The sequence below is a fragment of the Chryseobacterium vaccae genome, from assembly GCF_009602705.1.
Taxonomy (GTDB): Bacteria; Bacteroidota; Bacteroidia; order Flavobacteriales; family Weeksellaceae; genus Chryseobacterium; species Chryseobacterium vaccae.
Genome location: NZ_VSWH01000001.1, coordinates 4,253,786 through 4,271,878, shown reverse-complemented (window position 1 = coordinate 4,271,878; position 18,093 = coordinate 4,253,786). Strand labels below are relative to the sequence as shown.

General features: G+C 37.8%; 16 protein-coding genes. 4 read left to right on the top strand and 12 right to left on the bottom strand.

Going from position 1 to position 18,093, the window contains the following annotated elements; all coding sequences use genetic code 11:
• The 8 genes from FW768_RS19550 to FW768_RS19515 form a co-directional block, all read right to left on the bottom strand.
• Positions 1–528: a TetR/AcrR family transcriptional regulator gene (locus FW768_RS19550; protein WP_153398258.1), complete on the bottom strand. Its 528-nt coding sequence runs from the start codon at positions 526–528 to the stop codon at positions 1–3.
• A gap of 241 nt (positions 529–769) precedes the next feature.
• Positions 770–1,828, bottom strand: coding sequence for a TerC/Alx family metal homeostasis membrane protein (locus tag FW768_RS19545; protein ID WP_153398255.1), 1,059 nt, complete (start codon positions 1,826–1,828; stop codon positions 770–772).
• Positions 1,829–1,916: 88 nt separating this feature from the next.
• Positions 1,917–2,525 (bottom strand): TerD family protein, encoded by a 609-nt coding sequence (locus FW768_RS19540; RefSeq protein ID WP_153398253.1) that lies wholly within the window; start codon positions 2,523–2,525, stop codon positions 1,917–1,919.
• A gap of 68 nt (positions 2,526–2,593) precedes the next feature.
• Complete coding sequence (locus tag FW768_RS19535) at positions 2,594–3,517, bottom strand: hypothetical protein (RefSeq protein ID WP_153398251.1); 924 nt, start codon at positions 3,515–3,517, stop codon at positions 2,594–2,596.
• Between the two features lie 40 nt (positions 3,518–3,557).
• Entirely contained in the window at positions 3,558–4,727 is a 1,170-nt protein-coding gene (locus FW768_RS19530) for a toxic anion resistance protein (RefSeq protein WP_185152011.1), read from the bottom strand.
• Between the two features lie 2 nt (positions 4,728–4,729).
• Complete coding sequence (locus FW768_RS19525) at positions 4,730–5,287, bottom strand: TerD family protein (RefSeq protein ID WP_153398249.1); 558 nt, start codon at positions 5,285–5,287, stop codon at positions 4,730–4,732.
• On the bottom strand, positions 5,277–6,101 hold the full coding sequence (locus FW768_RS19520; protein ID WP_153398247.1) for a phosphoribosyltransferase family protein: 825 nt from the start codon (positions 6,099–6,101) through the stop codon (positions 5,277–5,279). The genes FW768_RS19525 and FW768_RS19520 overlap by 11 nt, the downstream gene beginning before the upstream one ends.
• Positions 6,102–6,107: 6 nt before the next feature.
• On the bottom strand, positions 6,108–6,776 hold the full coding sequence (locus FW768_RS19515; RefSeq protein WP_153398245.1) for an HAD family hydrolase: 669 nt from the start codon (positions 6,774–6,776) through the stop codon (positions 6,108–6,110).
• Positions 6,777–7,470: 694 nt separating this feature from the next.
• Here FW768_RS19515 and fusA point away from each other — a divergent pair.
• Positions 7,471–9,537, top strand: coding sequence for an elongation factor G (gene fusA / locus FW768_RS19510; protein WP_153398243.1), 2,067 nt, complete (start codon positions 7,471–7,473; stop codon positions 9,535–9,537).
• Positions 9,538–9,859: 322 nt separating this feature from the next.
• Here fusA and FW768_RS19505 read toward each other — a convergent pair whose 3' ends face one another.
• Positions 9,860–11,398 carry a SulP family inorganic anion transporter gene (locus tag FW768_RS19505; RefSeq protein WP_153398241.1) on the bottom strand — a complete coding sequence of 513 codons (1,539 nt, stop codon included), beginning with the start codon at positions 11,396–11,398 and terminating at the stop codon, positions 9,860–9,862.
• A 592-nt stretch (positions 11,399–11,990) separates the two neighbouring features.
• Here FW768_RS19505 and FW768_RS19500 point away from each other — a divergent pair.
• Entirely contained in the window at positions 11,991–12,422 is a 432-nt protein-coding gene (locus FW768_RS19500; RefSeq protein WP_062701380.1) for a helix-turn-helix domain-containing protein, read from the top strand.
• A gap of 11 nt (positions 12,423–12,433) precedes the next feature.
• Entirely contained in the window at positions 12,434–12,781 is a 348-nt protein-coding gene (locus FW768_RS19495; RefSeq protein ID WP_153398239.1) for a helix-turn-helix domain-containing protein, read from the top strand.
• A 1,146-nt stretch (positions 12,782–13,927) separates the two neighbouring features.
• Here FW768_RS19495 and FW768_RS19490 read toward each other — a convergent pair.
• On the bottom strand, positions 13,928–14,116 hold the full coding sequence (locus FW768_RS19490; RefSeq protein WP_153398237.1) for a phosphate ABC transporter substrate-binding protein: 189 nt from the start codon (positions 14,114–14,116) through the stop codon (positions 13,928–13,930).
• Positions 14,117–14,341: 225 nt separating this feature from the next.
• Positions 14,342–15,859, bottom strand: a complete 1,518-nt coding sequence (locus FW768_RS19485; RefSeq protein WP_153398236.1) for a TROVE domain-containing protein — start codon at positions 15,857–15,859, stop codon at positions 14,342–14,344.
• Positions 15,860–16,250: 391 nt separating this feature from the next.
• Here FW768_RS19485 and FW768_RS19480 point away from each other — a divergent pair, with 391 nt between their 5' ends.
• On the top strand, positions 16,251–16,700 hold the full coding sequence (locus tag FW768_RS19480) for a VOC family protein (protein ID WP_153398234.1): 450 nt from the start codon (positions 16,251–16,253) through the stop codon (positions 16,698–16,700).
• Positions 16,701–16,744: 44 nt separating this feature from the next.
• Here the strand turns inward: FW768_RS19480 and FW768_RS19475 are convergent, their stop codons facing one another.
• Positions 16,745–18,091 carry an SWIM zinc finger family protein gene (locus tag FW768_RS19475; protein WP_153398232.1) on the bottom strand — a complete coding sequence of 449 codons (1,347 nt, stop codon included), beginning with the start codon at positions 18,089–18,091 and terminating at the stop codon, positions 16,745–16,747.
• Positions 18,092–18,093: the final 2 nt, after the last annotated feature.

The window sequence follows — 18,093 nt, the reverse complement described above, 5'->3', positions numbered from 1 at the left end:
TTAAGGGATTAGATTAATGATTATTTTTTTTGAACGTTCTATTAATTCATTGGATCTGAAGACCTGACTTTCAATAATACTGCTCTCAAAAAGCATATAGACATGATCTGAAAGGGTCTCATCTTTCAGTAATTCAAGAAAATACATTCTGAGTGCTGCCTTATGTTCCATGATCTCCCTCATTATTTTTACGTTATCTGTAGGGATTTCCGAGAGAATATTCAGGAAACTGCATCCTCTGAAGTTTTCTTTTTCATTCATATGAATGAGAAAATCAAAGGCTATGAGTATTCTGGACTTAAGATCCTGGCTTTTCTCGGAAAAATGTTCGAGCTCATCAAACCAGTAAGCATGTCTTACTTTAAGAAATTCTACACACAGGTCTTCTTTGGACTTGAAGTATTGATAAAAGCTGGCTTTTGCTACTCCTGCATCGGAAATGATCTGGTTGATTCCTGTAGAGTTATACCCCTGCTTAGCAAACAGTTCAAATGTTGCTTCTACAATTCTTTCTCTTGGAGATATCATAATATTTTGTTTTTGTGTTCTGCAAATATACAATAAAAAGAGAAAATAGACAAACCAGTCTGTCTTTTTATTATTAAATAGAAGAAGGGAAGCTGGAGGCTGGAAATTGATCACATCCATATCTTTTTCCTCCGTGGGATATTATTGATTCAAAATTGATTTTTCCTATGCAAAACAGTGCTTCTCCTCTATTTACATCAAAAAAAATCCCCCGGGATAAAAATCCCAGGGGTTGTTTGTATTATTTTATCTGTTTTTCTTTCTCGTCAAGTTTCTCTTTCTCGTCGTCTTCCTTTTCAGGGAAAATAATGGATAAGAGAACTGAGATGACCAATACTCCTCCTACAATTCCCAGGGAAATTGGGGACGGAATATGGATCCATGGTGCGATCAGCATTTTCACCCCGATAAAAGACAGGATAATCGCCAGTCCGTACGGAAGTTTGCTGAACATGTGGATGAAGTTCGCCAACAGGAAATAGAGTGATCTAAGTCCTAAGATGGCAAAAATATTCGATGTATACAGGATAAACGGGTCATTAGAGATCGCAAAGATCGCCGGGATTGAATCTACTGCGAAAAGAACGTCTGTAAATTCAATTACTCCTACCACTACTAAAAGCGGTGTTGCCATTTTGATTCCGTTCTGAATCGTGAAGAATTTATCTCCATCGTAATTATCGGAAACTTTCCAGAAACTTTTGATTAGTCTGGCTCCGGCTGTATTGCTGTAATCTTCATCATCATCGTCACCACCGTCACCCCATGATTTGATCCCTGCATATACAAGGAATAATCCGAACAGGGTCATTACTATGTTGATTTTTACGGCTTCTCCGAAGACATTCATTTCAGGAAGATAGGTCAGATTAATCAGTCCTACTCCTGCAAAGATAAATATAGCCCTGAATACCAATGCACCGATGATTCCCCAGAAGAGAACTTTGTGATGAAGGTATTTCGGAACTTTAAAGAATCCGAAAACAAGAATAAAGACGAATAAGTTATCCACGGAGAGGGCTTTCTCAATCCAATAGGCCGCCTGATACTGTGTAAATTTCTCTATCGCCAGGGCATGACTTTGAGGAGTTCCGTCTGTATTGAAAACCCAATAAACAACTCCTGAGAATACCATGGACAGCGAGATCCATACGATAGACCAAATCGTAGCTTCTTTGGATGATACTTCATGACTTTTTTTATTAAATACCCCTAAGTCCAGGAGCAGCATGATAACGACTGTTATCGCGAATCCCCACACCAGGCCAGGGTGCAGATCTAAAATACTTTGATGTTCCACTTCAGTTATGTGTTATTATATGACAAAAGCAATAGCTGTACGGGGTACAAGTATTGCTGTTTTATTTATTTTTTTGATTGATAGTCTATTACAAATAGTTCATTTGTACGGTCTGAATAGTCTGTTCCAGTTTTCTGTCAGAAGTAGGGTCTCCGATAGCATTGAACTTCCACTCTCCGTTTCTCTTATAGAATACTCCCATTACCATGGCAACGTGACCGCTGAAAGAAGCATCATTAGCAACGTCATATTTAGCAAAAACTTCTTTCACATTGGTAGGTGTTCCCTCATAAATACGGATGGAGGCAAAAGGAATGGTTCCGAAGTCCTGCCCCTGGTAGCTGTTCAGTACCAATGCAACATGCTCTACATTAGGTTCCAGCTGGCTGAAATCTACTGTGATTACTTCATTATCTAGTCCGTCATCACCGTTTACGTCCCCTGTAAGATCGTCTCCGCTGTGTTTTACAGAACCGTTTCTGGATTTAAGGTTTCCGAAGTAAATTACTTCTGTAACGTTTTTGTTTGAGTCATATAAAATGCAGCTTCCGTCTAAGTCTACTGCTTCTTTTTTAGTTCCGAATAATCCTTTTTTTTCAATCGCCCCCCAGTTGATCCCTACACACGCCTGGTTAAGCGTTGCGCCGTCCTCCTTTTTAAGGTTGATTCTCTGACCTTTTTGTAAGTTAATAGCCATTTTTTTATGTTTGTAATTGTTGTTATTTTCACGAAAAGCAAATGCTGTATCTGCTTCTCAAATTTCGTTTAATTATTATTCAAATTCAAATTAAGCATTGCGCGCAGGATATTCGTTTCTTCATCAAAATCGAATATTTTGCTCATAATGTCTATATTTTCCAGGTTTCGGAGGTAGTCTTTCAATACGTTTTCCACTTCCGGGGTGAGGGTGCGTTTTCTTTCGTTCATAGAACCTTCCAGCTGTTCATTTTTATTTTTCAACTGATTAATAATGGAACTCTGGTTGGATTCATTTTCAGAGATATCCAGTTTATCCAGTTCATGTTCAAAAAGATAGAGCTTTTTATCGTCTATGCTGAAAATGAAATAATCATCAGACTGAAAGATTTTAAAAAGTTCATACTCATGAATCCCGATAAGATAACCGCAGACAAACCGGACTTTAAATCCCTGTATATTCAATCTTCCCAAAAGCTTTCTTTCGATGGCAAAATCCCGGTATTGATAAGCTGGAAATGTGCCCGGCTTCAGCAGTGTTTCGTCTGCCTGATTCCGGTAAAATTCCTGTGCATATTTTTTATGAAAATACATCACATTATCCCAATTTACCGTAAAAGTGTCTTCTGTTAGATCTTTATACAGTGTTTTCAGATGCTGGGAAAATATACCGCTGTACATTTTCCTGTCGGTCTCAAAACTGTCTGCTTTTTTTTCCTCAAAACCTGCAATATATTTGCTGTTGACACCAATTTCGTTAATGACAGCCAGCATTTCGTTTTCCTTCTGCCTTTTGATCTTCGTGAGAAGTTCAATCAGGCTGTCGGTATACTGAAGGTGGAAAAGTTCCAGCTTGTTAAAGTCCAATGCCTTATTTTCCTGAAACAGATTATGGATAATATCGGTTTTAATGTAAATCGATATAATGTCAATATGTTCAAAAAAATTAGCAAGAAGTTTAAGCTTTGTTAATCTTCTTCTGCTCTGAGACATTATGGTTGCTGCATCATCCCCCACCTTGGTATCCTGTTATTTAACCTCTTACGTTTGCTTTTAATTCGTGTTCTAATGTCTGAAGATCCTGATCCAGTTTTCTTCTGCTTTCCGCACCTTGTTTCTGAATCTGTTTTACTTCATTCAGCGTATTGATAAGCATTGAAGTTGTTTCTTTCAATGTTTCTACAGATACAATGGTTTGTTCGTTTGCTCTGGCAACATTCACTGAATTCTGGCCAAGACGTTCTGCATTCTTTCTTAAAATCTCTTCTGTTGTGGAAGATACTTTCTGCTGAATTTCAATATTCTGCTGCTGTCTGTACATCGCTACAGCCAATGACAGCTGGTTTTTCCATACCGGAAGCGTTGTCGTAAGGATCGTCTGTGCTTTTTCTGCAATAGAAACGTTGTTGTTCTGTACCAGTCTGATCTGCGGAAGTGACTGCATCATGATCACACGCACCACTTTAAGATCCGCCATTCTGCGGTCCAGTCTTGCAATGAAATCTCTTTTATCTGCAATCTGGTAATCCTGATAGTTCTGCGGAGCAGTTTCCATCTGAGCCAATTCTGCGGCAGCTCTTTCCATTCTCAGGCTTCCTGCAATCACAAGGTCTTCAATTTGCTTGATAGAGTTCACGTTACTTTCAAAGATCGTCTGAAGAACAGCGTTATCTTTTGTAGAAGTAATGATTCCTGCGTTTACCTTGTAAGAGATCTGCTCGATATTATTGATGATTTTATCGTATTTCGTAAACAGATTTTCTACCTGCGTTATGACTTTTTTCATGAACGGCAGTTTGCTTAGGAAACTTTTTACTTTATTGCTGTTCAGCTCATCTACGTCTACATAATTAAGTTCTACCAAAAGGTCGTTGATCAATACACCAACTTCTCCTGAATTGGATCTTCTTACATTTCCTAGAAAGCTGTCACTCTGATTGGAAAGTGTTTTCTGAAGTTCGGCTCCATAATTTACGATAGATCCAGGATTGGCTTCATCAATTGAATTAGCCAAAACTTCATATTTCTGACGGTCATCTGACTGCATCTGCGTCAGATTTACATTTCCTTCCCTGTCCACAAGAACCGGCGGTGCTGCATTTTGGGCAGGCTCAACCGGCGGCGTCATTGGAGCCGGTTCAAATGTTTTAAGAGGCTCAATAGACCCATATGGATCTGTTGGCTGATTTCCCTGATTGTCCATAATTAATTCTGATAAATTGATACAAACTTGTCAAGGCCGTCACGCTGTCCTGCGCCTACCGCCTCAAATTTCCATTCTCCGTTTTTATTGTAGATTCTTCCGAATTCTACAGCCGTTTCGATTGAGAAATCTTCATCTAATTCATATTTTAGGATCTCTTCATTCGTATCTGTATTGAAAATTCTGATGAAAGAATTTCTTACCTGTCCAAAGTTCTGTTTTCTGGATTCTGCTTCATGGATCGTTACTACAACAGTGATTTCCTTGATCGCAGAATCTATTTTTGTAAGATCTATTTTGATTTGCTCATCATCTCCCGTTCCTTCTCCTGTAAGGTTATCTCCAGTGTGGATCACCGCTTTATCCGGAGATTCAAGGTTGTTATAGAAAATAAAGTGGTTGTCTGAAACCAGCTTTCTGTCTTCACCCAACAGGAATAAAGAAGCATCCAGGTCAAATGCAGTTCCTGTAGAAGTATTATTGATATCCCATCCTAAACCTACAGTGAATTTAGGTGCGTTAATGTTTTCTCTTTGTCCTTTTTGTAAGTTAATAGCCATAGTGTAATTCCGTTTGTGTTAAAAAATTGATGTTATTTTCGTATTCTTTTATTAAATGATAATTATTGCTGATTGCCAGCTCCAGAAGAAGATCCATCTGCTCCTTCTTTACTTTAGACGTAAGATAGTCAAAATTACTTGAATCCAGGCCTAAAATATATTTTACAATTCTGGTATTGAATTGAAAACCCGGTTTCAGCATTACTTCTGCAATATGTTTTACATTTTTTACTGCATAATAATTGAAGAAGTTTTCAATTTTCGGATCAATATCAAAGTTCATCAGTTCTGCATAATACAGAAACATAAAATCTGCTTCTACCTTGTATTCGTTCAGAATTTTGTGTACCGTATATTCGTGGCTTCCCGTAATTTTTATATCGTCTATAAAAATACAAAGTTTTCCTCTTAAAAAATCTTTATCAATGTAATAAGTATCGTTTGCGATCAGATTTTTACGGTCTTCAAAGTTCAGATTCCCATAATCTGTGATATAGGTATGGTTTCTGTTGATTTTAGACAGGATGCTAGATCTCTTCCCTTTCTGAAAAAGAAAATAATCCAGATACTTTTTAAAATAAAAGCATAAAAAATTAGATGCCGTAGGAATCGCCATATACGGGCTGGGAAGCACAACGATCTCTTTATCGGTATCTAAAAGGTACTCATAGCCGGCAATAAAGCCATCGAATAATTCTTTAGCAAACTTTTCAGCATACGACTTATCGCCATATTTGAAATAGCTGTATTCTGCGGGCGAAAAAGTGAATTCATCCGCCGAATGAATGTGGTGTAAGCTGTATCTCTTGTTCATATTGATTTAGTGTTTAAGTAAGTGTGCACTGAAGCCAAAGTCTTTCGCTCCTTTATAATCAGCAATGGGATTGTCTCCGATATGCAGAATACGGTGAAGCGGCAGCTCCTGATCAGTTATCTTATTCTTTACTTCCTGAAAAATAAGCGGATTCGGTTTGGAACAGTTAATTTCATCGGAATAGATATGGAAATCAATATACTGATCCAGATTTTCACCGATCAGAAATTTCCTCATCGTTGTTCCTTTAATAAAACCTGTATTGCTTAAAATATTGATGGTCTTTCCCTGATTTTTAATTTCATCAAAAAAACTGCGGACATTTTCAAAAATAACAACGGGTCTGTATTCTAAAAACAATTCTTCACTTTTCAGATAGAATCCTTCCAGATTTTCTTTATCAATCTGTTTTACATCAACATTCATTGAGCTTAAAATCAATAAATAGATTTCAAAAGTATCTATATTCCCTCCGGTCACCTCATTGATGGTATTACAAAGATCATCATAATATTTTACGGATTTCGCAACTTCATCAATTGGTTTATCAATATTAAAATACGAGGAGAACAGCTCAACTCTTTTTGCTTTAAATTCAGGATGAGATTTGATTAAGGTGAGCCACAGGTCAAAGGAAAAGTGACAGTGGTTATGAATATCGATATCTGTTTTCAATAATTTTAAGTTAAAAGTTTTTATTTAGCTTCTTGAAAAAGATTTAAAAATTTTTAATCATCAACAAGTGTTTAATTTTCATTTCTTCCCAAAGATAAAATTTTTATCATAAACGCATCACTTTCGTTCTCTGTTTTAAGATATTTTAAGAATTTTTTATTGATCCGGAAGATTATAAAAGACTCATTGAAAAATCTGTTTAACCCAATTTTATAAAAAAATGTGCAAAAAATTTTTGACAATTGAAAAAAAATGATAATTTCGCAACCGATTAACCATCAACAATGTCAACAAAAATGATAAATATTATAACTTTAAGCAATCCTGTCAGAGCTGTGTACTTTGGCAGCACTGAATATTTATCTGAATAGTTATATAGATCTTTTTTACTAAAAATATGTTAAAAGACCTCTCTATTCAGACAGGTCTTTTTTGCTGCCCAATTTTTCAGACTTTAACCCATCAGAAATTTCTGGTGTCCGGTTATGTCATGTTCTGAAATACCCATATCATCAATTCATCAGTTTCTCCTCTGAAAAACATCATGTCAGAATCATAGACTGGTAAAAACCCTTCAGACCGGAAATTTCCCGGTCCGGGAACTGCTATGCATTTTTTAGAATATATTCATTTCGCCGCACACTTAGAACACTGATATTCAACACTATAAATTCAACCCATATAATTAAACAAAATGAAATACAATACACGAAATATAGGAATCATAGCCCATGTAGATGCAGGAAAAACCACTTTATCGGAAAGGCTTCTTTATTATACAGGACTTATTCATAAGATCGGAAATGTTGATGACGGCAATACCACCATGGATAAAGATATTCAGGAGAAAAACCGGGGAATTACCATCTCATCGGCAGCCGTTTCTACTCAATGGAAAAAAGAAGGAAATGTATTCAACATTAATATCATCGATACGCCGGGCCACATTGATTTTGCTGTGGAAGTAGAACGCTCTTTGAGGGTTCTGGACAGTGTTGTCGCTGTTTTCTGCGCTTCTTCAGGAGTACAGCCGCAGACTGAAAATGTATGGTTCCAGGCTGAGAAACATGGTATTCCGAAAATCTGTTTCATCAATAAAATGGACAGAACGGGAGCAGATTTCTTTGCTGTTTTAAAAGAAATTGAAACCAAACTGAATGCTGTTCCGATGGCACTACAGATTCCGATCGGTGCTGAAGACCATTTTGAAGGTGTGATTGATCTTGTAAAACAAAAAGCGCTTTACTGGACTGAAGAGACCGGGGAAACCATTGTGGAAAAGGAAATTCCTGACAGTTATATCCCGGAAGCAGAAGAATACAGAACAAAGCTGATGGAAACCCTCGCGGAACATGATGAAACATTCTTTGAAATCTTTATGGAATCTGACCGGGAGGTTTCTGTAGAAATGATTATTGCTTGTATACAGAGGATCTGTACGTCAAGAGCTGCTGTTCCCGTTTTATGTGGTTCTGCTTTTAAAAACAAGGGGGTTCAGCCGCTTCTGGATGCCATTGCAGATTATCTTCCTGCACCCGAACATCTGCCTCCAATTCAGGGGAAAGATCCCGGAACCGGGGAAGTCATTGAAATACAAAGTAAGGAAACAGCATCTTTCTCAGGCCTCGTTTTCAAAGTGGTGATTGATAAGCATATGGGAAGACTGGCCATGCTCCGCATCTATTCAGGAACGATACAGCCGGGCGACTCTGTAGTAAATGCAAGAACAGGGGAAAGTTTCAGGATTTCCAGAATTCTGAGGATGCAGTCGGATAAAACATTATCGATGGAGGAAGGAAAAGCCGGGGACATTGTCGCTTTAACGGGTATAAAAGATGCTAAAACCGGAGATTCCTTATCTGCACCTGAAAGACCTGTGTTTCTTGAGTCTATTACCATTCCGGCACCTGTGATAAGGGTTGCGATTGAACCTAAAACGAACAGTGATGAGAAATCTTTCGGTTTGGTTCTGGCTAAAATCCAGGAAGAAGATCCTTCTCTGGTTGTAGAAAGAGATGGGCAGACCGGAGAAACTCTGTTAAGCGGTCTGGGTGAACTTCATCTTGAAGTAACGCTGGAAAAAATTCGTTTGAATCACGGCATTGAAGTGAATCAGGGAAAACCAAAAGTTTCATACCGTGAGATCTTAACAAAAGGGCATACCTTCAGGGAAAAGTTTTCTAAGCAGAACGGAGGAAGCGGACAATTTGCAGATATTACGTTTGAAATTGGCCCCAGAGAAAATAATGAAGCCGGTCTGGAATTCGTCAGTCTGATCAAAGGCGGTGCTGTTCCCGGTGAATTTATTCCTTCTGTTGAAAAAGGTTTCAGAGAAGCCATGGCAAACGGTCCTTTGAAAGGTTATCCGCTGGAAAGTATGAGTATCAGACTTCTGGACGGATCTTTCCACCCTAATGATTCGGCTGCACTGGATTTTGAAATTGCTGCAAGAGACGGTTTCAGAAATGCAGCTGTGAAATGTTTTCCTAAACTTATGGAACCGATTATGCTGATAGAGATCCAGAGTATTGAGGAATACACGGGAGCTATAGCAGCGGATATTAACCGCAGAAGAGGAATCATTACTTCTATTGATGAACGTTCAGGAAGAAAGATTTTCACCGCGGAAATTCCATTGGCTTCAACATTCGGATATATTTCCGATCTGAGAACCTTATCCAGCGGAAGAGCTTCCATCAGTATGCAATTCTCCCACTATGCTCTAGTGCCGGATTTCATTGCTGAAACATTAATGACCTAAACAACAGGGACTGTAAAGTAATTTTACAGTCCTTGTCTGGTTATGGGGGTATCTTTTATTAATATGATTATCTTAAATGAATAATAAATTGTCAGATGCAAATTTTGGCTAGATTTATTTCTTCTTTACAATAGGCTGAAGACCATTGCTATTGAATATATTCTAAGAGTTATCAAATAAAGTAAAGACCAATGATGTTCAAATAGAATTGTTTTGAAAATCAGTTTTTATACATCATTATATTTCCGAAATTTAAATGATTTATGTTCCCGCAGATTTCACAGATAACGCAGATCTTGTTAATCTTTCAGATGGGTTTATCTTATTTTTCCGGCATCACTTTATAGGTAGGGTCGTCCTGAATATTCACTTCAATTACAGCTTCTGCATTTCCCAGCATTTTTCGGCAGTCTTCACTAAGGTAGCGGAGGTAAAGCCTTTTATTCAGTTGACTGTATCGTTTCGACAGTTTATCCAAAGCATCAATTGCGCTCATATCTACAACGCGACTTTCTTTAAAATCTATAACGATTTCATCCGGATCTCCGGCAGGATCAAATTTATCCATAAATGCAGTTACGGAGCCAAAGAACAGAGGTCCGTATATTTCATAGTATTTGATTCCGTTTTCATCAGTGTATTTTTTTGCACGGATTCTTTGGGCATTATCCCAGGCAAAAACCAAAGCAGAAATAACTACTCCAATCAGCACAGCCAGCGCAAGATTATGAAGAACAATAGTAATTAAAGCCACTGTAATTCCTACAAATATATCTGATTTTGGCATTTTATTAACAATCCTGATGGAAACCCACTGAAAAGTGCTTATGGAAACCATCATCATCACTCCGACCAAAGCGGCCATCGGAATTTTTTCAATAACAGGTGCACCAAATAAAATAATCAGCAAGATCATCAATGAAGCTACAATCCCTGATAATCTGGCTCTTGATCCGGCATTCAGATTCACTAAGGTTTGTGCTACCATGGCACATCCGCCCATTCCTCCAAAAAATCCGTTGGTGATATTGGCAAGACCCTGGGCAACAGATTCCTTATTGGCATTTCCTTTTGAATTGGTGATTTCATCTACCATTGACAGGGTCAGTAAAGATTCAATCAGGCCAACACCTGCCATTATCATCGCATAAGGAAAAATAATCTGCAGGGTTTCCCAGGTGAAAGGCAGCTTCGGAATATGAAATGCAGGAAGGCTTCCACTGATATGAGCAATATCTGCCACCGTTTTTGTCTGGATCCCGAACCCCAAAACAACAGCAAATACTACCATAATAGCTGCCAGGGAGGCAGGAACTGCTTTTGTTATTTTCGGAAAGAAGTAAACCACTGCGATGGTAAGTGCTGTAAGGCCTCCCATAATATATAGAGATGTTCCGTGAAGCCAGCTGACTGCACCGCTGCTGTCTATAATCTTAAACTGCTCAATCTGAGCCATAAAAATAATTACTGCCAGCCCGTTGAGAAAGCCGTACATAACAGGTTGAGGGATCAATCTTACAAATTTCCCTAATTTAAAAATACCGACCAGCATCTGAAAGATTCCGGCCAGAGCAACTGCAGCAAAAAGATATTCTACACCATGAAATTTTATCAGAGCAATCAATACAACAATGGTGGCTCCTGCCCCACCGGATACCATTCCCGGACGGCCTCCCAAAACTGCGGTAACAAGTCCCATCATAAATGCAGCATAGAGGCCTGTTAAAGGAGATAACCCCGCCAATATAGCAAATGAAAGTGATTCAGGAATCATGGTCATTGCAACAGTAAAACCTGCAAGCAATTCATTTTTATAATTTATTTTTTTCGAAAAATCGAATAAGCTTATGGTATTTTTCATTGAGGGACAAAGGTAGGTACTCAACAGATCTTATACAATTATTATCCTTCATTATCATTCCGGTTTTCTCTATATAGCATATTTAATTATTAATGAATAAACTTAATTAACATGTTAATTTTCATTAAAATTTACATGTTAATTAAGTTTTCTATAATTTTTAATTAAATTTGAAGAATAACAAATAGATTATTTACCCAAGGCTAAAAAAGTTTAAAGTAAATCACAATCTATTTTTTATATATTTATAGAATATTACGAATAGAATTGCATGAAAGATCTTTAAAAGGTTATATTTGATTCATACTGGACTGTGAAAAAGAAGTTTGAACCAGAGGTCTGCTAAGTAAATTATATGAGAAGAGCTTGCTTTATTTAAAGCAAACAATTTACAGATAAAATAACCTGAAAACTAACGAAAGACCGTTTAGCTGATTGTATCTTAATCATCCACCTGAACATTCAAAAGAACAGGAGGAATTGTTACTATACAACAGCCTGAACTTTATCTACAAACTGTCTCTACCGATCATCTTTGTATCAGGTATAATGATTTATTTTTCCTAATGCTTTAATCATAAAATATTGATACATGTTATACAAAGAAATTCATATCGGAAAATTTATTAAAGAGATGGTTGATGAAAATGAAGTACCGATGGAAAGGATATGCAATTTTCTCAATAAAGATGAAGAGTTCATCGAAAATGTATATTCCAGCAACTCAATAGATACAGAACTTCTTCTGCGATGGAGCAAGCTGCTTGAATATGATTTTTTCAGGCTTTACAGTTCGCACCTTATTTTATATGCCCCTCCTTCAGCAGTTAATAAAAATCATAAAAAGTCCGAAAAGATCCCTTATTTCAGAAAAAACATCTATACCCAAGAAATCAAAGACTTTATTATGAGAAGAATTTCTTCAGGAGAAATGACCCACAGCGAAGCAATCAAAGAATATTCTATTCCCAAGAGTACGCTTCACCGCTGGTTTCAGAAAAGTAATGACAATACTAACGGATAAACAGATATATTATGCGTCCCAATTACAAGAAAATTTACCATGATATGCTAAAGCTGGAACATCCTGAAAAATTAAAGGATCCCAAGATCAGAGAACTTCTGGATAAGCTTCATACGACGGAAGATGTCCTGAACTTCAATGAAAAGATCTTTGAACAGTCCCGGGAGAGCCAAAAAAGCAACCAAAGACTAAAGACCTATGATAAAAAAACAATGTTTAAACTTTTGCAATATCAGCAGAAGCATGGTTTTTCTACCAGCTATATGTCCAGAAAATATAAAATAAGCAGAACAACAATCACCAACTGGAAAAAGACTTTCGAGGAAGAGATTAAGCAAGTATTAAATGCCGGAGAATAATTTCACCGGCATTTAATTTTTTAAAGGCTACCCTTGGAAAAAACCAGTTTTCATACCGGAATAACCAGCTTCACTATTTCCCCAAAGGAATGATGCGATGGAGCTTTTTCCTGACAACACTTTATTTTAAAACAAGGCGACAACTGAATGTGTAATGTCGTGCTCTAACCAGCTGAGCTACTCTTCCTTTACATCGTATTTTGTGGAAGAGGCGGGACTCGAACCCGCGTCCCCGTCGTAATGAGCGAAGTAACACTATTCAACGGCACTTGTTATTGAGACAGATAAGGCAAAAAGCGAAAAAAGTATGCTCATTGAAGAGCGCCGTTCTTACCCATTATGGGCAGTGAACCGATAATTCGACATCTGCGTGAGACTTGCATTTTCTTACAGAAAACTTTTACCCTGCCGGATTTCAACCCGGCTTCGCTGATCCGGTCGCCCGGATTACGCTACCTTAGGACCGTTATAGTTACGAAGTAACTTTTTTCTACGGCACTTATCTGTTTTATTTTTATAAAAAAGAGGCAAAAATCGAAAAGACAGACGTGCACCTTTTACCTTACTGTTATTCAGGATTATTACACTTTTATTAGATTTTGACGTCTAAATTTTCATTCGAAGTAAGCCTTTTCTACGGCACTCTTTTTTTGTATCAGAGTAAAATATCAGAATCTTTCTTTGCCATCTGCTATGCCTGTTGAGCTACATTCCGTTTACAACAGGAATGACAGGAATTGAACCTGCGTCTGATGGTTTAAATCGAAGTACGATTCTGAAACGACATCTGATGTTTATTTTTTTCTTCAATATCGGTTTTAACAATATTATTATTTTAATCAAGGTAACAGGGTCAGGATCTTTCGTGCATCTGCTCTACCGTCTGAGCTACCTCTCCTTTTCGGGGGAGTGGGCAGGAATCGAACCTGCGACCCAATGTTCATATTCCCGAAGTATGATCCCGAAACGACACTTGATTTTTTTATCAGGGCTACAGAGCAAACAGACGTTCACAACAGAGTGTTCCCTTTTTACACCATCTGCTATGCAGAGCAGGATTCGAACCTGCATTACTGTTCCCCAACGAAGCAATTCTGTTTTACGGCACCTGTTTTTTATTTTCCATTGTGCTTTCCTGTATTTTTTTCAGTTCCTTTGAAATTTACGCTGCTTTGCGTTGACTACTTCGAAGCCGTGCGGAAAACAGCGGGAGCACCCCATTTCATCTCCATATAAAATTCTGGAAACCTGTACACCGGAAATTTTCCCGGGGAAATCAATCAATCCATATTCATTGATTCCAAAAGTTTGTCTTAAAGCTTTATTTTTTTTCATGAGTATTGGGCATTTACCTCAATACACAGCTTCTTTAAGACATGATTTATAGTTATTCATGGTTATTAGTTTTGTATGCTGCAAATTTATCATGCTGGTGCGCATTCTTTTTACGCAGTTTAATTTTTTCCTATTTTTTTAAATATTCATATATAGTTTTTGTCCTTTTGTCACGATCTACACTACAAGTTTTTCAATGGTTATATTTTTGAAAAGCAGTGCCTTTTACAACACTACTTTCTGAATCATCTGAATTGCGGATTTTTTGTCTTCCAAAGCGTTCAGTATATCGAAAACTTTATCAGACCAACCTGCGATCAGATACACATCATTTTTTCTGACATCAAGCGGCTGTATACCGTAACCTCCCAGATCGAAAATATACAGCTTGGCATCAGGAGCAATTTCTTTATACCGGTTCCATAAACTTTCAAAGGAGTACCGGGTTCCGTTACTGTTCCACAGCTGGGTATCGGTAAACAGCATTACTTTATCTGCTACTTCTCTTGTGTTGATCAGGTCTTCAATCACCAGATAACCGTTGGTGGAATAACCGACCTCTCCTGCACGCTTATAAAATTCATCTACGTTTCTCAGGATACCATTTTTAGGCACCGGAATTCTTTTCCAGATGTCTCCGAACATTCCTGTAATAACATTCTTGCACTGCGATTGCAGGATCAAGGACATTAATAAGCCAATATCGTAAAGCAGCACTTTACTTTTTGGTGAAACAGGAGTCTGCATGGATCCGGAAACGTCTGCGGCAATGACCACAGAGGTATCGAAGCCAAAACCTTTGATGTTTTCCGCACTTACTGCCACTGCATTTTCCAGGGCTTCCAAAACAGATGACGAATATTTTGACTTTGTGTTTTTTAATTCTCTATAAGCTGCCAAAAATCTGAATGGAAGCTGTTTTGAGTTTTTTACGGCTTTTTCATCGGAAAGATAACGACATATTTTTTCCATGGCCTCTGCTGAGACGTCAGCTTCTAAAATATTTCTCAGATTTCGCAAAGTAGCCATATAGCCCAGTTTATTGCTGAAAATAAGTTCCTCCCATTTGTTTCTGAATGCTGATTTCTTTTCCGCTTCATCGGCAAATTTGGTCTGTCCTAATACGGAAAGTTCAACTTCCCAGGTATAAGGAACGGCTAATGTATCACTCACAATTTTATTAAAAATCGCCTGCTGGTTTTCATCTTTTGCTTTCGGATGAACCAAAAACAAGGCATCTTTTAAAGTTACGTCTGCTTTCCGGTTATATTTAGCAAACTGATACTCATCAAATTTATTGAAGGATTTTACAAGCCCTTTCTGAATCTGCTTTGAAAGTTTGTTCAGTTTTTTAAGATCCGTCCTCTCATTCGCTATCTGATAATAAGCTAGTAATTCGGTAATTTCATCGGCTCTCTGAATAACTCCGTCTACGGTTCTGCTTACAAGGTCTGTACCGGAGGTTTGTTTTGCCAGTTCTGCCGTCAAAACCAGAGGAACTGAACGCAAGTACATATTTTTTCTTGTATAAACAGCCAGTTTTGCTACAAATTCGGGATCATTCTTCCTGATCAGTGACTGAATTCTGGCTAGTCTTTCATTCCCCTTCTCATAAGCTGTATTTGATAGTCCTGTTGTAACAACAGCACTGTATAATTCTTCGGCAGGGGTCATGGAATAAGCTTTTGCCCCTTCATGGTTCATTACTGTTCCGTTTTCTTTTTTAAAAAAATTAAATTTCATGGTTACTGCTTTTATTGTTAAACATAAGGGAGATCAAAATTAGCTTCTGATTTCTGGTGCAAAGTAAAACCCTTATCGCGCAATGTTTTTGCGTAGCATATTTTTTTGAATTTTTTTTGTTTTTTCTGAAATGAAGTTGTTGGAGAAAAGTATAATTGCCACGGATGCACGAATTTTTTCTTGAAATTTCCCACAGATTCCTCAGATATCACAGATCTTTGTAAGTGTTTTTATTTTAAAGATAGGGGCAGATTTTAAAGTTTGATTTTCATCTGGTTGGACTTTTAATGATATACAATTCATCTATTATTCATTTTATCTAAAAGAATGGCTAATTCATGTTTTTCATGGGCGTATTGTCTAGTTTTGCTTTTAATTAAAATCAGTAGTAATGATCAAAGGATTATATGAAACTCATATTCAGGTAAGCAACTTGGAGAATGCTATACAGTTTTACACTGAAGTATTGGGATTGAAGCTGGCTCACAGGGACGAAACACGTCCTATTGCATTTTTATGGATCGGAGAAGGAAAAGAATTTATGCTAGGGTTGTGGGAACAGAAAGAGAATCTTCAGACGCGGCATTTTGCTTTTTCCAGCAGCATAGAAGATATTTTGAATTATTCGGTAGAATTTTTAAAAAATAAAGATCTCAAGCCTTATAATTTTCTGAAAGACGGAATTGATAAGCCTATGGTTTTTGCATGGATGCCGGCTCTGGCTATTTACTTCAATGATCCTGATGGAAATCAGCTTGAATTTATTTCTATACTGGAAGGGGAAGGAAGACCTGAGCTGGGCGTAATTTCTTATGATGAATGGTTAACACTGAGAAATTAACTCAATAAAAAGGCAGACTGTAATTCAATCTGCCCTTTGTTTTTTTAAGAGACCTGTATTATTTTCTTTACGGCCAGTACATGTTTGCACGGACCTCTTTCTCCCTGATATTTACTGAACCATTCGCAGGTACATCTTTCTTTTTCGTCTTCAAGAATGACGGTGTGATGTACGCCACTCCCCTGTACACGGGCTTCGGTTCTTCCTGCATTAGTATTCAGAATTTCCACTTTACCTTCGTCAATGAGTTTCTGAGCATTTTTCATTCTGGGATTCAAACTCATGATACGGCTGAGTTTGAAAGGCAGCCTGCGGTAGAAGAATCCGTTATCATCAAGATCATACCCCAACAGTCCCATTGCTGCTAATCTTCCTGTAAGATTTTCTGTTTTTTCAGGGCTGATATTTTCACTTAAAGCAAACACTGAAGGGTTGAAGGATTGATTGGCATAGGCATATTTATCCAAAGCATCAATCCACTCATCAGATACTTCATTGATCAGGCTGTCCAATACAGCTCCTTCTCCTGAAAATCCCCTCCAGCATTCTCTTGACAATGAAAAACTGAACCGGATATTCCCAATATACAGCTGCCATGTTGTAGAATGCATCTCAGCATGCGGAAAAACCTGCATCTGATCGATATAAGGCAAAAGAGGTTCCAGCAGACGAAGCCTGTGAAGTCCGCCAATACACACTGCATCTATAGATCTTACCGGGGAAAACATGGGTTTATTTCCTCTGACGATCAGATAATAATCCGCTTTTACAGTTCCTTTAGGTATTCCTCTGAACAATTGCTGGGTCTGGATCTTGTTAAATGTATACACCTTTTCTGACTCTGAAAGGTAGATCTGAACGGTACTTAAACCTTTAATCCATTTTACAGGCAGCGGTACTTTTCTCTCCACTACCTTCTCCTCTTCTCTGTAAAGCCCCATTTCTTTTTCCCCAACAGAAAGCATAATTTTTTCATTGGGACGGATGCTGCCTAAAGCAGTAATCATTGGCTGATTAAAATCTACATTGGTGGTTCCATTTTCCAGAAATTCTCCATCCAGACCGTCCGGCAGTACATCAACTCTTGCATAGACTCCTGCGCAATGGGAAAATCCTTCGAAGCGAAGACGTCCATTCCCGGCAGTAACGATAGGATCTTTAAGCATTGCCATCTGAAACGGTGACAGATTAAAACTGGATTTCACAATATTGGAAAGCGCAATCAGACATCTTGCCAGAATAAACGGCTGACTGACATTTCCCCAGAAAAAGCAGGGCGCATCTGTTTTTTTCTGAATCTCACTGTATCTTGCCAGAAAGAGTTCTTCAGAAATATCTTTTTTTACCAGTGACGAAGGTCTCCGGTAGTTGTAAATAAGCATATCTTCCATAG

What these genes read in the sequence shown, in the direction of transcription:
- FW768_RS19550 (WP_153398258.1), bottom strand. Translation starts at nt 528, where the DNA reads ATGATATCTCCAAGAGAAAGAATTGTAGAAGCAACATTTGAACTGTTT.
- FW768_RS19540 (WP_153398253.1), bottom strand. Translation starts at nt 2,525, where the DNA reads ATGGCTATTAACTTACAAAAAGGTCAGAGAATCAACCTTAAAAAGGAG.
- FW768_RS19535 (WP_153398251.1), bottom strand. Translation starts at nt 3,517, where the DNA reads ATGTCTCAGAGCAGAAGAAGATTAACAAAGCTTAAACTTCTTGCTAAT.
- FW768_RS19530 (WP_185152011.1), bottom strand. Translation starts at nt 4,727, where the DNA reads ATGGACAATCAGGGAAATCAGCCAACAGATCCATATGGGTCTATTGAG.
- FW768_RS19525 (WP_153398249.1), bottom strand. Translation starts at nt 5,287, where the DNA reads ATGGCTATTAACTTACAAAAAGGACAAAGAGAAAACATTAACGCACCT.
- FW768_RS19520 (WP_153398247.1), bottom strand. Translation starts at nt 6,101, where the DNA reads ATGAACAAGAGATACAGCTTACACCACATTCATTCGGCGGATGAATTC.
- fusA (WP_153398243.1), top strand. Translation starts at nt 7,471, where the DNA reads ATGAAATACAATACACGAAATATAGGAATCATAGCCCATGTAGATGCA.
- FW768_RS19505 (WP_153398241.1), bottom strand. Translation starts at nt 11,398, where the DNA reads ATGAAAAATACCATAAGCTTATTCGATTTTTCGAAAAAAATAAATTAT.
- FW768_RS19500 (WP_062701380.1), top strand. Translation starts at nt 11,991, where the DNA reads ATGTTATACAAAGAAATTCATATCGGAAAATTTATTAAAGAGATGGTT.
- FW768_RS19495 (WP_153398239.1), top strand. Translation starts at nt 12,434, where the DNA reads ATGCGTCCCAATTACAAGAAAATTTACCATGATATGCTAAAGCTGGAA.
- FW768_RS19490 (WP_153398237.1), bottom strand. Translation starts at nt 14,116, where the DNA reads ATGAAAAAAAATAAAGCTTTAAGACAAACTTTTGGAATCAATGAATAT.
- FW768_RS19485 (WP_153398236.1), bottom strand. Translation starts at nt 15,859, where the DNA reads ATGAAATTTAATTTTTTTAAAAAAGAAAACGGAACAGTAATGAACCAT.
- FW768_RS19480 (WP_153398234.1), top strand. Translation starts at nt 16,251, where the DNA reads ATGATCAAAGGATTATATGAAACTCATATTCAGGTAAGCAACTTGGAG.
- FW768_RS19475 (WP_153398232.1), bottom strand. Translation starts at nt 18,091, where the DNA reads ATGGAAGATATGCTTATTTACAACTACCGGAGACCTTCGTCACTGGTA.